We start from the raw sequence: 16,491 nt of genomic DNA on the forward strand, positions 1-16,491 counted from the left end.
ATTTTGACAAAAAACATTATTTTTAGGAGGAATCTCAAATGCAAAAAACTAAAATGATTTTTACTATCGGACCTGCTAGCGACAATGAAGAAACTTTAAGAAAATTTATTACAATTGGTATGAGTGCTGCAAGACTAAATTTTTCTCATGGTACTCATGAAACCCATAAAGATAAAATTGATCTTATAAAAAAATTAAGAGAAGAAATGAATTCTTCAACTGCAATAATTCTTGATATTAAGGGTCCTAAAATTAGAACTCATAATTTTGTAAATGATGGTGTCGAATTAAAAAATGGCCAAGAGTTCTCATTTGTATGTGGAGAAGAACTTCTAGGAGATGATAAGCGCTGTTCTATCTCTTATGAAACTTTATATAAAGATGTTAAGGTTGGAGGTAGTATCTTAGTAGATGATGGACTATTAAAGTTCGAAATAATAGATGTAATTGGAAAAGAAATTAAGTGTAAAGTTTTAGTGGGAGGTATGATTAAAAATCATAAGGGAGTAAATGTCCCTAATGTAAAAATACAACTTCCTTCTATTACAGAAAAAGATATAGATGATATCATATTTGGATGTAAGATGGGTGTAGATTTCATCGCTGCATCATTTATTAGAAAAGCAAGTGATATATTAGAAGTTAGAAAAGTTCTTAAAGAAAATAATGGTGAAAATATTAAAATTATTGCTAAGATTGAAAGCCAAGAAGGTGTAGATAATATAGATTCAATAATTGAAGTAACTGATGGAGTTATGGTTGCTAGAGGCGATATGGGAGTAGAGATTCCTATAGAAAGAGTTCCAATAATTCAAAAGAAGATAATAAAGAAGTGTAATACTGCAGGTAAGATAGTTATTACAGCTACTCAAATGTTAGATTCTATGATAAGAAACTCTCTTCCAACAAGAGCCGAAGCATCTGATATATGTAATGCAATATTTGATGGTACAGATGCCATAATGCTTTCTGGAGAAAGTGCTTCTGGTAGCTTCCCAGTTGAAGCCGCTGAAACAATGTCTAGAATAGCTATTGAAGCTGAAGAAAACCTAGAGTATGACCATTTACTTAACAGAAATATTGATCCTACAACATCTTCTTATGCGGATGCTATAAGCTACTCAGCTTGTAGAACATCCTTTGTATTAAATGCTAAAACAATAGTCGCTGCTACCAAAAGTGGTTCCACTGCTAGACTTTTATCAAAATATAGACCTCAATGTCCTATAATAGCTATTACTCCTTTTGAAGAGGTTAGAAGAAATCTAGCATTAAACTTTGGTGTTTTACCTCTTAAATGTGAAATGTTTAATACAACAGATGAAATTCTTACCGAAGCTAAAAATAAGGCCATTGAAGTTGACTTTGCTAATCCAGGAGATGACATTATTGTTGCTGCCGGAATGCCAACAACTCAAACTGGTGGAACAAATATGTTAAAGATAGAAAAGCTATAAAGATTAGATTACTATCAAGTTCCAGTTTTTTCTTACATTGAAATTTTTATAGATGCTATAACATTTATATATTTAACGTACAGTTTGCTAAGTGGAACATAAGTCCTGCTTACTAACCTGTACGTTTTCTATTTTAAAATTAATAATTGGAGTTGTTAATTTATGTATAACATAGGTAGAAGAATATGAAGATTATATATCTGATTTTGATAAAAAATTAAATATAAGCTATAGGTAACACCTTCCTATAGCTTATATTTATATATTTATATATTTATATATTTTTATATTTATTGGATACCTTATCCATTCTTCTAACCTTTATGAATTTAATAATATTAGCTCCTATAACAGCTAAACATACCAAAGAGGCTATAATAATTATTATCGGTATATTACTAAAGGTAAATATCTCTATCTTTCTAAAGAAAAAAGTTGATGCCACCATAAATGATAATACAATAAAAATAATTATAAAAAACATTATAGCTTCCTTCTTATTTCCATTTTCATTTTCCACTGGATGAGTACATATATATTTTACTACACCAATAGAAAATATAAGGGCAATTATAAGAGATATAATTGGTGCTAATGATATTGTATATTTCATATTTAAAATATTAGATAAAGTTAGTGGCTTAACATTAGATATACTTGAAAGAATATCTAATGCAATAAAGAACACTAACATATATACGGAAATACCTCCAAAGTCATAGAAATACGATTTTAGTGAATACCACTTGTCACTTCCCCTATACGCATCTATTATATTTTCGCAGAACTCCTTGTAATCTCCAACTAATACCCCTAGATCCTCGCCTCTAGACTGAGCCCCTAATAAAATATCATTTACATCATTAATTGCTTCTTCTGCATCAACACTATTTAATTTACCTCTTAGATAACATACTATATTTGTAACTAAATCCTGATATCCTTTGTCTATTTTCATCATATTGCTATAGTTTACTTTTATTTGTTTATCTAACTTATTCATCAATCCTACTTCCCTTCATAATACTTAAATATTCCGTCAACGAACCCCTTAAACTCGTCCCAGGTTCTTGTAAACTCTTCAAGTTCTTTTTCTCCTTCTTCAGTCAATGAATAATATTTCCTCTGAGGGCCAAGTGGAGATTCCTTCTTTTGTGAAGCTAAACTTTTTCTTTTTTCTAATCTTGTCAACAATGGATAAACCGTTCCTTCTGTACATTGACCAAACCCAAAAGTCCTTAATTCTGTTACCACTTCATATCCGTACGTTTCCTTTTTATGCTTTACAATTTTCAATATACACCCTTCTAAAACGCCTTTTAATAATTGCGATTTATCTTGCATAGCAAATCTATCCCTTCTCCTACTTTGTATAACATAGTAGTCTTTATAAAAAGTAAGTACTATGTATTGCATAGTACTTACTTTTAATATATTCCATTTCACATTTTTTGTCAATAAAAAAGGTGAGGTGGATATTTATTTTGCTTGTTCCGTCGCTGCGCTCCAAGTCACATCAAAACAAATATCCACCCCACTCGTACTAAAAGTAAGGAAATTATAAAATTATTATACTTGAATAGCCGATTAAAATTTTATACCTTTCTAGACAGTAAAAAAATCGCCAAGGCGACTGTAGAGCCGTCAATTTTTTTCGCCCATCTGCATAATGGAGAAATCTCTATATGATTTTTCCATATTTTTATTTAATTAATTAAAACTTAAGATCTTTAAATAAATCTCCTAAACTTAATCCTTCTTCACTATCATTATACTTCATGTATTCTTTATTTCTTTCAACAGCTTCTTTGATGCTTAAGCTTAACTTCTTATCTTCTTTATTAACACTTAGAACTTTAACCTTAACATTTTGTCCTACGGTTAATACATCACTTGCTTTAGCTATGTTTTCATCAGTTATTTCTGTAATATGAACTAATCCCTCAACTCCAGGTAAAACTTCTACGAAAGCTCCAAAGTTAGTTAGTCTAACTACTTTACCTTCCATTACAGCTCCATCTTTTATAGAACTTCCATGAACCTTCCATGGTTCACTGTTAACATCCTTTAAAACTAAAGCTAATCTTTCTTTTTCTCTATCAACTTCACCAACAAATACTTCAACTTTGTCTCCAACCTTAACTACATCTTCAACTCTCTTAACTCTTCCCCAAGCTAAATCATTTATATGAACTAATCCTTGAACTCCACCAATATCAACAAATGCTCCAAACTTAGCTATCTTTGTTACAACACCTGTTCTCTTTTCTCCTTCATTAATAGAATCCCACATTTTTTTCTTTTCTATTTGGTATTGCTCTTCTTCTATTACTCTTCTAGAAGCAACAACTTTTCTATTTCTTAAATCTAATTCTATTAACTTAACTTCAAGAGTCTTTCCTACTACAGCTGAAGATTCAACTCTTTCTCTACCTAATTGAGAACCTGGAATAAATACTCTAACTCCACCATAATAAGCTACAACTCCGCCCTTTACAGCTTCCCTAACATTTACATTTATTAATTCTCCTGATTTAAATGCCTTCTTTAGCTCTTCTCTTTCAGTAACAGCTAAAGCCTTAATTCTTGAAAGTAATACATACCCTTCTCCATCATTAGGTGATAAAACGTATACTTTAAATTCATCGTCCTTCTTTACAACTTCTTCAGGATTTGTTCCTTCATAAGTTAATTCCTCTTTAGATACAACTCCATCAAAAGCATAATTTATATTAACTATTACTTCCTTATCATTTACTTCTATAACCTTACCTTCAAGGATTTCTCCTTCTCTTATTCTCTTAACATCATAATCATTTAAAAACTCACTCATGCTATTCATGTTTGTTTCATTAGTCATATAAATCACTCCCTAAAATACAATTTTAATCCAATTTAAATTCTATATTATTGTTATTGCTAATACAAGTAGCATATACATTATATTATATATTTACCCCAAATAAGTTTATGGTATAATATAGAAAATAGGTAAAAAAATGAATCACATAGCTACAACGAGGTAAATTACGATATAAAGAGTTATTAAATACCACTTGTTTTCACTTAACTCTTTTATCCTTTTATAGGCTAATTTCGCCTTTGTGCTTTCAATATTTTACCATTATAATTTAGTTATAATATTATTTTGACAATATGATGTACTTGATATTTAAATTGAATACTAATAAAATTAGGAGGTTATGTTATGGGTATTTTTAACAGAATGTCAAACATGATTAAAGGGAAAGTTAACTCAACTTTAGATGAAATGGAAAATCCAATTGAATTACTAGATCAAAAAATTAAGGATATGGAAGAACAATTAAGCAAAGCTAAATTAAACTCTGCTCAAGTTTTAGGTAATGTTCATGAAATTGAAAAGAAGATGAATGCTGCAAAAAATGAATCTGTTGATTATGATTCAAAAGTTAAATTAGCTCTTTCTAAGAATAATGAAGATTTAGCTAAGAGAGCATTATCAAAGAAGGTAGATGCTGATAAGAAGTATGAATCTTTAGTAACTACCTATAATACATCTAAGGCTCAAGCAGATGCTTTAAAGAAAAACTTAAGAGCTTTAGAAGAAGAACTTGAAAAGACAAGAAGTTACAGAGATGAAGCTGCTGCAAGGTACTCTACAGCCAAAGCTTCTAAGAAGGTTAATGAAGTTTTAGCAAATGTTGAAACTAAAACTAATTCTATTAATATTGATAATATCGAAAGAAAAATTGCTAGAGAAGAAGCTATGGCTAATGGTCTTGGAGAATTAAAAAACATTGATGACTTTGATAGTGAATTTGAACAATTAGGCGATGTCGATTTAGATGCTGAATTAGAAAAATATAAATCAGGACTTTAGTATTTAATAGAGATAAAAAAGTTAAATAGGATAATAAAGATTAGGAAGAGAAATTGCTTGAGCAATTTCTCTCTTCAATTTATTTTAGAAATTCTAGCGGCTTGTTGCAGAATTTCATCCTTATTATTTTAATTATCCTTATTAACTAAAAAAACTGCCCTTAGGCAGCTTTTTAGTCAATCTTTTCTATCTTCACAACATCATATCCTTCATCTTCAATGATATCTTTAATTTCTTCTTCTGTTAAATCTCCTTCGATTACAGCTTTATTTATTTCTACATCCATCCCTCTAACTTTTCCACAATCTTCAAATGCATTTTTCACATGTCCTACACAGTGCATACAAGACATTCCATTCATTTCAATTTTAAACTTTGCCATAATAAATCCCTCCAAAAAATCTTTCTATTTTATTAAAATTTAGGTTTAAATCTTTTTAATCTTAAAGCATTTAACAATACTGATACTGAACTAAAACTCATAGCAAATGCAGCTATCATTGGGTTAAGAAGTGGTCCTCCGAAGGCATATAAAATTCCCATAGCTACTGGTATTCCTAAAGTATTATAACCAAATGCCCATCCTAAGTTTTCTTTAATATTCTTTATTGTTGCCTTACTTAATTGGATAGCTCCAACAACATCTAGAATATCGCTTCTCATTAAAACAATATCAGCTGATTCTATAGCTACATCTGTACCTGATCCAATTGCTATACCTATATTCGCCATTGCAAGTGCTGGAGCATCATTTATTCCATCACCAACCATAGCAACATTCTTCCCTTCATCTTGAAGTCTCTTAACTTCATTTGCCTTATCTCCTGGCAATACATCTGAAACAACCTTATCTATTCCTACTTCCTTAGCAATAGCTTGTGCTGTCTTTTCATTATCACCAGTTAGCATAACTACTTCAATTCCAAGTTTATGAAGTGCTTCAACTGCTTTTTTACTATTTGCTTTTAATGTATCTGCCACTGCAATAACTCCAGCTAAATCCCCATCTATAGCCATATACATTGGTGTCTTCCCTTGAGATGCTAATGACTTAACATCATTTTCTACTGAAGTTATATCTATATTGTTATTTTTCATTAACTTATTGTTACCAATAAGAATGTTTTTATCATTAATTAAAGTAACTATACCTTCTCCTGGTACAGATTTAAAGGATGTTATTTCAAATAACTCTAATCCTCTTTCTACCCCTGCTACAACTATAGCTTCTCCTAATGGATGTTCAGATCCTTTTTCTGCAGAAGAAGCATATCTTAATAACTCATCTTCACTTAACCCCTTAGTTACTATATCCGTAACCTTGGGTTTACCTTCTGTAATTGTACCTGTCTTATCAAATACAACAGTATTAATTTTATGAGCTCCTTCTAAGGCAACTCCACTTTTAATTAAAATACCATTTTCTGCACCTTTACCTGTTCCCACCATTATTGCTGTTGGTGTAGCTAATCCTAAAGCACATGGACAAGCTATAACTAGTACTGCTATAAATATTGTTAGCGAGAATTCTAATCCCTTGCCACTTATTGCCCAGACAATACTTGAGATAACTGCTAATGTTATTACTGTTGGTACAAAGTATCCAGAAATAATATCTGCCATTTTAGCTATAGGTGCTTTTGATCCTTGTGCCTGTTCTACAAGCTTAATTATTTGAGCTAATGCAGTATCTTTACCAACCTTTGTAGCCTTATATTTAAACATACCAAATTTATTTATACTTGCTCCAAAAACCTTATCTCCAATATTCTTATCTATTGGAATACTTTCTCCTGTAAGCATTGATTCATCTATAGTAGTTGTTCCTTCAACAATTTCACCATCTACAGGAAGCTTTTCTCCTGGCTTTACTAAAATTACATCCCCAACTTTAACTTCGTCAATTGAAATAATTTTTTCTACTCCATCTACAATTATTGTTGCCTTCTTTGGAGCTAACCCCATAAGCTTTTTAATTGCTTCTGATGTCTTTCCTTTAGTCTTTGCTTCTAAATACTTTCCTAAAGTAATTAAAGTTAAAATTGTTGCTCCTGATTCAAAGTATAAGTCCATTGAAAAATGAGTATCTCCACCAGCAATTTTTACTATAGCATATATTCCATAAAGAAATGCTGCTGATGTACCAATTGCAATTAATGAATCCATATTTGGACTTAAATGAACTAGGTTTTTAAAGCCACTAATAAAGAACTTTCTACCTACAATCATTACTGGTATAACTAAAATCAATTGAATTAATGCAAAGTTCATTGCATTTGTCATTGGATCTATAATACTAGGTAGGGGTGCTCCCATCATGTGTCCCATTGATATATAAAGCAATGGAACTGCAAAAATTAATGAAAGTATAAATCTTTTCTTTAAAGAATTAATAGCATCTTCTTTATCAGCTTCATCAATCTTTGTATCTTCTTTTACCTCATAAGCCCCATAACCTGCTTTTTCTATTCTTCCTATAATGTCCTGAGTATTAAGTTTGGAATCATCATAATCTATATGAAGGTCTTCAGTTGCTAAGTTAACTTCAGCCTTAGTAACCCCTTCCATTTTATTTAAAACTCTTTCAACCCTACTTGAACAAGCTGCACAGGTCATACCTGTAACTTTAAAATCTTTTTTCATAAGCTATACTCCTCCTATTAAAACTACTTATCAATAAGCTTATTTACAATCCCCACAACTTCCTCAATCTTTACATCTCTTTCAACCTCATTGCTTGCAGCCTCTTTTAAACAATGATGCATGTGTTGAGTAAGGATTAACTTATTTGCCTTTTTTAATAATCCTTGAGCTGCAATTATTTGGTTTGAAATATCTATGCAATATCTTTCGTCTTCTAACATTTTAATTATTGCTTCTACTTGTCCTCTACAAGTTTTTAGTGTTTGTAACGCTTTTTGTTTATCAGAATTCATCTTCTACCTCCCTCACCCCCTGGGTAGGGGGTATATTTTGATATTAATACTCAATTTCTATTTTGTCAACACCTCAATTTATTTATTCAAAAAATTTTTGTACTTTCCTAAATAATAAAAAAGAGGAATCGTCTTGCGATTCCTCTTCTAAAACTCTTAACTATTTTTTCATTTCATTATAGCAATAATTAATTATATCACTTCTCTTTATAATCCCAATAAATATTCCATTGTCATCTACAACTGGAACAAAATTTTGATTTATTGCTAAATTAATTAAATTTTCTATATCTGAATTGATTGATACACTCTTATGAGATACTCTTCTATCTATCTCTTTTACCTTAACACATTCTGTGTTTTTAAAATTTAAGTCAGGTGTATTCTTTAGTTTCCATAAAAGGTCACCTTCTGTAAGAGTCCCAACATACTTTCCACTCTTATCTATTAATGGAATAGCTGTATAACCGTGATGCTCCATCTTCTCCATTACCTGTCTCATGGTTGCTTCACAACTTTCACACACTACTTCATTCTTTGGTGTAAGAAAAAACGCTATATTCATAACTCTCCCCTTCATATTAAGTAAAACTTTTTCATTACAACTTTATTGTAACATAATCCTAATAGCTTGTCAGATTTTCTAACCACTTTCTTATTGGAATAACGTGAATTATTTTCAAAAATCTATACCAGCCAGCTTCATTAGATATACAGCATTTTGTGTATTACTCTTACCTTTTCTAAGCTTATAATCAAACTGAATTTTATTATCTTCATAGTACTCCCTAAAATTGTAGTTTTCTACTTCTCTCATTTCTTCTTCTAAATCACATAGTTCTAAGTCATGTGTTGAAACAAGACCTCTAGCTCCATTTGATATTAACTGTTTTATTAAAACAGTAGCACCTATGTGTCTATCCTTAGAGTTTGTTCCCTTAAATATTTCATCAAGTAAAACAAATACATCTTCTCCTCTTTTACAAGCATCTATAATAAGCTTTATTCTTAAAATCTCTGCATAGAAAGAAGATATACTTTCCTCTAAGTTATCTTTTGTTCTCATACATGTGTAAATATTCATAATAGGACAACTAAATTCCTTTGCACAAGCTGGTGCTCCAATATAAGTTAGTAAAAGATTTATTCCTACAGTTCTTAAGAAGGTACTTTTACCAGACATATTTGACCCAGTAATCAAGGTAATTTGCTTTGGAGCAACTAATTCATAAGTATTTGCAACTGCTCTATCACCAATTAAAGGATGAGCCATATTAACGCCCTTTATTTCTTTTTCAGTAATATTTCCAAAACACCAATCATCATGATCAAAGCTTATGTTAGATATACTTGATAGAGCATCAAATTCTCCCATAACCTCAAGCCACTTTTCTATAGAATCCCCATTCTTTTCTTTCCACTTATCTAGGTTGAATAGTATAAATACATCTGCAAATACAAAGACATTTAAAATAAAATAATATGCATTTGCCATTGAGTCTCCAACCCAATCTAAAAGATCAGCTAATCTATTCATTTCCTTACTGCAAGAAGATTCGCCTCCTATAGTAAGTTTAGCTTTAGTTTCATTTAAATACTCACTTGTAAACTCTTCTTTTTCTATTAAATTTAATATATTAGAATAAGCTCTTACACTATTTTTAATAGAATGAAATAACTCTATTACATGGTTCATATCCTTTGTTAGCATTTTAATTACAACATAATTAATCATTAAATCTAAAATAACTATACTAAAAGGTAATATTTTAAATGTACATGCTATTATTAAAGCTAATGTAACTGCTATAAATATCCCTGCAATTATTAGTTTAATAGAACTTGTTTCAGAAGGTGTCTTCCCCCACTTTATTAACTCTTCAAGCTCTTCCCCCTTCTTTTTCTTAAAGGTACCATCTATATAAAGTTTTTGTCTCCACTCAACCTTTTCTCCTAATTCTTTTATTGCTTTCTGCTTTTTATTTACAACTTCTTTAGAATGTAATTTCTTAAGTAGTAATATTTCCTTTAACTTTTTACGCCCACTCTCAGTTCTTGTGGTATTTATCATCTGGAATAATGAATTATTTCCAAAGACATCTAAATCCTCACAGAAGGGATGCCCCTCTTCAATTAATTCTTCTCCCTTATCCTCTTCTTCTTTATATTTTCCATTTAGTCTATTTAAACCTTTTTCATTTATCTCTAATAAAGTATTTAATTTATTTCTTTCATTAATTTTTTTGCCATGTATTATAGCTACTATAATAAATAGTGCCATAATTAATGACTCTACTAAAATAAGATTTAAAAAATTGGCTAATTTATATAATTTATATCCTGCAGCAATTCCAACTAATACAATTGCTAACCTACTCCATCCAATATAAGATATAGAATTATCTAAAATATTTATTCTATCTTTTGTACTCTTTATTTTTTCTTTATAAAAGTTTTCTGCTCTACTCATCTAATCCCTCACTTCATTCTTTTACCTAATAACATTAAATATACCTATAAACAATCAAATCTAATCCTTAGGTAGACTTAAACCTTACTCTAATGTTAAAATTTCAGTTTATTTAAAGATACCATAACAAAAAACATTTTCCAATATTTAGAATAACCTTTTCTATAATAATTTAAAAGAGAAATTGCAACGCAATTTCTCCCTTATATATATTTATTATTAACTACTTAAGTGAATTATATATTGTTTCAAGGTTATATCTCATAGCTTCAATATAACTTTTTCCTTCAACCTTAGTTTCTAAGCTATATATTGGCTCAACCTTTCCACCAATTTCATTAGCTATAGTTTCTGCTTCCTTTTGAGTTTCGCTTCCTTCTGAAAATATAACTGTTATCCCTTTATCCTTGCAATAATTAATTGCTCCAGCATTCTTCTTAGCTGTTACCTCTCCTTCACCAAATATATCGTGAAGTGAATTTTCTGTTAATCCAAAGTCTCTACAAAGGTATCCAAAAGCTGCATGACTTGTCATAAAATATTTTTGAGTCTTTGAAGCAAACTTATCCTTATATTCATTATATAATGAATCCAGTTCATTCTTAAACTTATTATAGTTTTCTTCATAGAAATCTTTATTTTCAGGGTCTACTTCTATTAATGCATTTTTTATGTTGTTACTTTGAACTGCTGCTTCTTTTAAACTTAGCCATAAATGTGGGTCTTGTTTTCCATCTATAACTCTAACATCAGCACCAGTACTACTGTCTACCATTTTAACTTTATCTTTATCAATTTGTCCTTCAACATTTTCCAACCAATGTTCCATGCCTAATCCATTATATACAAATACTTGGCTTTTCATTAGCTTTTCTAAATCCTTTGGTCCAAAATCCATATCATGAGGTTCTGCATTTTCAGGAACAAGAGTACTAACTTCTATCTTGTCTCCACCTATTCTTTCAGCAAATTCCTTTAAAGGACTAATAGAAACCATAACATTAACTTTTTCACTTTGTTCATTATCATTACCACTTTTAGTTGAGCATCCAATTAACATAACTGGAAGTATCATTAGCACTGATAGTTTTACTAATAACTTTTTCATTTCGCACCTCTTGTTGCATATGATTTGCATTTGCATTTCTTATTGTATACTCTTATCTAATTTTTGTCAATAAGAGAACCACATATATCTATTATTACCAATATAACTAAAAAAGTTGTATGGATATTTATTTTGCTTGTTCCGTCGCTACGCTCCAAGTCACATGGAAACAAATATCCCCCCCCACTCCTACTAAAGGTAAGGAAATATAAAATTTTTATCCTTGATTTTATATTTTATAATATGAAAATGTAATAATACCTTTGATTTATAGCTAATTAAAATTTTATAATTTCCTAGATTTTAAAAAAAATTAGGTTAACAGTATTACTGATAACCTAAATCTTTCCGTTCTATTCTTATATATGATTAAATGCTAATTATGTGCATATTCTTATAAATTTATTAAGCTATATTTACAACACATTTCATCTAATATTTCTTTCTCTTTTTTCTGGCAAGTAAATATTATTCCCTGTCCTTTTATTTTATTATAAATTAGCTCAATAGCCCTCTTTCTTCTAGTATCATCATATTGAATAAAGGCATCATCTAAAATTATAGGACATTCTTCATGACTAAATAACATATCTATAAAAGCTAATCTTAAGGACAAATAAAGCTGATCATATGCTCCATTACTTAAATAATTCCCTTTAAAGAGATTATCTTTATCTCTAACAAGCATCTCATAATTGTCACCAAGCTTAACATCCTCATATTTATTAAGAGACAATTCTTTAAAATTATTTAGTATCCTTCTATTAATTTCAGGACCTACTTCTCTTCTAATTTCATTAAAGGACTCTTTTAAAGTTTCCATAGCAATATCTAAAGCTTTAACTTTTTTATCACCCTTTCTAACTTCCCCCTCTACAGCTTGTATTTCTTCTTCTATCTTTACTAGATCTCTTTTCCCTATAAGCCTAGTAGCTATATTATTTTCAAGATCCTTTATTCTCTTTTCACAATCTATTAGTTCCCTAGACCTTTTCTTTTCTTCCCTTTCAATCTCATCTTCTGATTCAAAAGAATATTCATTTTCATCATTAACTATGTCCTTTAGTTCCTCTTTAATTTCATCAATATTTCTATCCTTCAGTAATACCTTATAAGTTTCCTCAATAGATAGTATATTACTATGAATTTCAGCTCTCTTTTTAAGCTTTTCCTTGTATTCTTTTATATATAGCTCTATATCTAATAAATTTCCCAGGTCTAAATCCATGGTCTTTAGCTTCTCTCTAAGCTTCTCTTCTTGGACTTCTATATTAGAACTTAGCTCATTTAAAAGTTCAGTTTTTATGTTAAGGTCCTCTTCTAGCTTTTCTTTGGCAAGTGACAAACCTTCAAAAATATTTACCTTTTCTAGCACCTCATCTAAATCTTTAGAGGAGGATAGTCTTTCTATTGATGAAATCATCTCACAATTCTTCTTATACCTATTCTTATCTTCAAGAAGTCCCTCTTCATTTATCATCTTTTTCTTTTCTTCAATTCTAAGCAACAATCTTTCTTCATATTCCTTGTAAGAATTAAACCTTCTTATAGCAGTTATTAAATCACCATAGTCTTTTGCATATACCTTTTCCATGTATCCATCTAAGCTTAACTCTATTGAATCTATTTCCTTTGTTAAAACTTCTACCCTTTTAGACGCATTCTTCTTCCCTTTAAGGGTATTACCTTCAGTAAAACCTTTAACCCCTAAAAAAACTCCTAAGCAAATTAATAATATGCCTAAAATCATTAAAGGTACTCCAAAAAAGGATAATGCTATACCTATTCCCCCTAAAATTCCACCTAAATACATATTATTTATGCTTTTCTTAAGTTTTATATTTAAATCTTTAGGAATTTTATTTTGTTGAAGAATATCCTTTATTTCTTTTAGCTTATCTTCATAAGATGATAGAACTTCCTCTATTTCCCCTATATATTCTCTCATTTCATGGAAGTTTTTCATTACAGCCTTTCTCTTTAAAAGCTCCCCCTCATCCTCAGCCAAAGATTCTTCTAAAGCTTTCATTGAGCTTATTTTCGCTTCTAAGTTTTGTTGTTCATATTTAAGATTTATAAGTTTTTCCTTGATATTATCATCAAACATTTCTAAAAACTTATATTTATCTAACTCCCCCCTATTGTAATTAAATTCACTTTTTATTTCTTCTACTACTTCCTTAAGCTCTTCCCTCTTATCTATTAACCCTAAATAAAGCCTATTATCCTCCTTAAGGTCATCAATAAAATCCTCATCTATTAGATTACCCAAGGCTCTTTCTTCCCTTTTAAGTTCTTCCGACTTCTTTAGGTACTCACTTATATCCTTGTACTCCTTATGGAGTTTTACTTTTTTTAAGTATTTTTTATATAACTCAAGCTTTGTTATCTCATCATTTAATGTTTTTCTTTTCTCCCTCTCTAGTAAAAGCTCATTTTCCCAATTTAAATTTTGCTCTGCTATGTTGTAGCCCTCATATCTTTCTTCTAATAATGAGGAATACTTCTTTTTTAGCCCATCTAAAGCACCTACACCTCTAGATGTAGTTAGTTCCTTCTTCATTCCTTCTATCTTAGACAGTGCCTTAGCAGCTGGAACCTCCTCCTCTGCGCAACCAAATAGAGATGTTATTCTCTCCATTATTTCCTCTTCCTTATCTTTTCCAAAAGACACCCCAAGCTGACTAATAAATAATGTTTTTTCAAAGGTTGATCTATTTACTCCTAAAAAACTTTTTCCTGGCTCTTCTATGTTAATATTTCTTGCAACTTCTCCTGTTAAAGCATCTAAAACTTCACAAGTATCCTCCTTTTTAGTTAATGCAAAGATTCTTTTTATAATATATTCTCTTCCATCTTGCTCAAGTGTAAGCTCTCCCCTTATTACACCGCCCTTGAAGGGTAAATATCTCTTTCTATCTCCATCGCCCTTACCTCTTTTTTGAGGAAAACCATATAACATTACCTTTATAAATTCTTCTATGGTACTTTTACCTGCTTCATTTTCACCATAAACTAAGTTTAATCCCTTACTTAAATGTATAATCTTATTTTCTACTCCACCAAAGGAATCTATTTTTAACTCTTTAATAATCATTCATATTCACCTGCCCTTCAGATAGGCTTGATAATCCTACTTTAAGTGCCATCATTAGTACTTCTTTATCTTCTTCTGTCTCTGCTGAATCTATTAAATTCATTATTTTCTTTACAAATAGAGATTTAACTGAATATCCCTTTGTAATCTCTTCAATGTTATACTTAACTCTGGTTTTATCAACTATCTTACAATAGTAAAAATCTAGCCCTAATCTTTCTCTAAGCAACTCCTCGTCTATTGAAAAGTCTGGAGATATTTCTCCTTCCAGAACTATTTTATATAAATTATGTTTTCTATCGCTTTCATTAATAGAATCTATAATACTTTTCTTAACTTCTTCATATCCAAAAGAATCTGAAATATCTATATGTTCCTCAATATAATTTCTCTTAGATGTTTTTACAAACTCTAAATCTACCGTTCCTTTAGATACATATCCATATATAATTCCCTTATCTCCTAATTCATCAAAGCCCCTACCTTGTGGACATCCACTATAGGCATAGAAGGTTTGTCCTTCTTTGTTTATTCCACTAAAATTATGTCTATGGCCTAATGCAATATAATCCATCCCACTATTTCTTATATCATCAAAGGTAATTGGATTATATTCATTCCCTTTATTTGAACTTGAAATCTCCCCATGTAAAACCATAAGGTTTATTTTATCTGAAGGCTCTGAAAAATTTTTAAGTGCAGATTCCCTAATATACTTTTCTCTAAAACCATACCCCCATACATTTATATCTAAATTCTCTAAATATACCTTTTCTAAATCCCCTTTAAAAATATAAACATTGCTGGGCCAATTTATTAGTTTATAAAAAGACTTGTTTCCATATGGATCATGGTTTCCTGGACTTATAAAAACTTTTACTTCAAGGATTTCTTTTAATGATTGCTCAATAAAATACAAAGTTTCTCTATTTAACGTAAAATTATCAAATATATCCCCTGTTAACAGCAAGATATCCACAGCTTTTTCCTTGCAAAAGTGGATAATATTCCTAAAGACCTCTTTTAGTTCCTCTTTATTTATTCTACTCTGACTTTCTCCTACATCTTTAAAGGGAGTGTCAAAATGTAAATCACCTGTATGAACTATTTTTATCCTTTTCATATAATCACCTTTATTTCAATCGAACTTTTGTTCTCATTTTACCACATTTTATGTTTATAAGGAATATTATGTATCATCTATTTATTTAGAATTATTTTCCATGCTAAAATGTAAATATTAATTTTAGAGATAAGATAGAAAAAGAACTTAGTAAATTTATAAAACTATAAAAAAGTCACTTGGCCACGCTTTAGCGAAGAAATCACTTTTTTCAGCCATACCACAGGTTCCCAAAATTTGCTTTTGATATTCTGTGGTGGCACTATAATTTTTATTTTTTAACGTCTTAACACATTCTCACCACTAAAGCTCTGTATCTATAAGGTTTTGCTACTCAAAATTTTTTATATTTTCCTAGACGATCGAGTAGGAGCTAAATAATTATTTTATTTAGCGTCCTCTCACACCACCGTACGTACCGTTCGGTATACGGCGGTT

General features: G+C 30.1%; 13 protein-coding genes. 2 read left to right on the forward strand and 11 right to left on the reverse strand.

Translation table 11 applies throughout. The annotated features are described in order from the left end of the window. The first annotated feature begins 38 nt into the window (after positions 1-38). A complete protein-coding gene (gene pyk, locus I4V16_RS13425) occupies positions 39-1,457 on the forward strand; it encodes a pyruvate kinase (RefSeq protein WP_099328172.1) in 1,419 nt (472 codons plus the stop codon). 274 nt (positions 1,458-1,731) lie between these two features. Here pyk and I4V16_RS13430 read toward each other — a convergent pair whose 3' ends face one another. From I4V16_RS13430 to rpsA, 3 genes are all read right to left on the reverse strand, one after another. Further along, positions 1,732-2,460 (reverse strand): hypothetical protein, encoded by a 729-nt coding sequence (locus I4V16_RS13430; RefSeq protein WP_099328893.1) that lies wholly within the window; start codon positions 2,458-2,460, stop codon positions 1,732-1,734. A 5-nt stretch (positions 2,461-2,465) separates the two neighbouring features. Continuing rightward, complete coding sequence (locus tag I4V16_RS13435; protein WP_049178962.1) at positions 2,466-2,801, reverse strand: PadR family transcriptional regulator; 336 nt, start codon at positions 2,799-2,801, stop codon at positions 2,466-2,468. Between the two features lie 370 nt (positions 2,802-3,171). Continuing rightward, positions 3,172-4,317: a 30S ribosomal protein S1 gene (rpsA, locus tag I4V16_RS13440; RefSeq protein WP_049178963.1), complete on the reverse strand. Its 1,146-nt coding sequence runs from the start codon at positions 4,315-4,317 to the stop codon at positions 3,172-3,174. A gap of 348 nt (positions 4,318-4,665) precedes the next feature. Here rpsA and I4V16_RS13445 point away from each other — a divergent pair, with 348 nt between their 5' ends. After that, entirely contained in the window at positions 4,666-5,319 is a 654-nt protein-coding gene (locus I4V16_RS13445) for a PspA/IM30 family protein (RefSeq protein WP_049178964.1), read from the forward strand. 172 nt (positions 5,320-5,491) lie between these two features. On the opposite strand, the gene I4V16_RS13450 is transcribed toward I4V16_RS13445, so the two are convergent. The 8 genes from I4V16_RS13450 to I4V16_RS13485 all read right to left on the reverse strand — a co-directional run bounded on the left by I4V16_RS13450 (position 5,492) and on the right by I4V16_RS13485 (position 16,053). Continuing rightward, on the reverse strand, positions 5,492-5,701 hold the full coding sequence (locus tag I4V16_RS13450; RefSeq protein WP_027096940.1) for a cation transporter: 210 nt from the start codon (positions 5,699-5,701) through the stop codon (positions 5,492-5,494). Between the two features lie 32 nt (positions 5,702-5,733). Continuing rightward, positions 5,734-7,962: a heavy metal translocating P-type ATPase gene (locus tag I4V16_RS13455; protein ID WP_049178965.1), complete on the reverse strand. Its 2,229-nt coding sequence runs from the start codon at positions 7,960-7,962 to the stop codon at positions 5,734-5,736. 23 nt (positions 7,963-7,985) lie between these two features. Continuing rightward, entirely contained in the window at positions 7,986-8,255 is a 270-nt protein-coding gene (locus I4V16_RS13460) for a metal-sensing transcriptional repressor (RefSeq protein ID WP_049178966.1), read from the reverse strand. Between the two features lie 160 nt (positions 8,256-8,415). Continuing rightward, on the reverse strand, positions 8,416-8,820 hold the full coding sequence (locus tag I4V16_RS13465; protein ID WP_027096942.1) for a CBS domain-containing protein: 405 nt from the start codon (positions 8,818-8,820) through the stop codon (positions 8,416-8,418). 114 nt (positions 8,821-8,934) lie between these two features. Further along, positions 8,935-10,725 (reverse strand): MutS family DNA mismatch repair protein, encoded by a 1,791-nt coding sequence (locus I4V16_RS13470; RefSeq protein WP_049178967.1) that lies wholly within the window; start codon positions 10,723-10,725, stop codon positions 8,935-8,937. Between the two features lie 223 nt (positions 10,726-10,948). Beyond that, positions 10,949-11,833, reverse strand: a complete 885-nt coding sequence (locus I4V16_RS13475) for a zinc ABC transporter substrate-binding protein (RefSeq protein WP_049178968.1) — start codon at positions 11,831-11,833, stop codon at positions 10,949-10,951. A 394-nt stretch (positions 11,834-12,227) separates the two neighbouring features. Next, entirely contained in the window at positions 12,228-14,930 is a 2,703-nt protein-coding gene (locus I4V16_RS13480) for an AAA family ATPase (RefSeq protein WP_049178969.1), read from the reverse strand. Then, the gene (locus I4V16_RS13485; RefSeq protein ID WP_049178970.1) at positions 14,920-16,053 is read right to left on the reverse strand and encodes a DNA repair exonuclease; all 1,134 of its coding nucleotides are present in this window, start codon (positions 16,051-16,053) and stop codon (positions 14,920-14,922) included. Before I4V16_RS13485 ends, I4V16_RS13480 begins: the two co-directional genes overlap by 11 nt. Between the last annotated feature and the right edge of the window lie 438 nt (positions 16,054-16,491).

Origin of the sequence: Clostridium sp. 1001283B150210_160208_E6 (assembly GCF_015669365.1) — a bacterium.
Classification (GTDB): Bacteria; Bacillota; Clostridia; order Clostridiales; family Clostridiaceae; genus Clostridium; species Clostridium paraputrificum.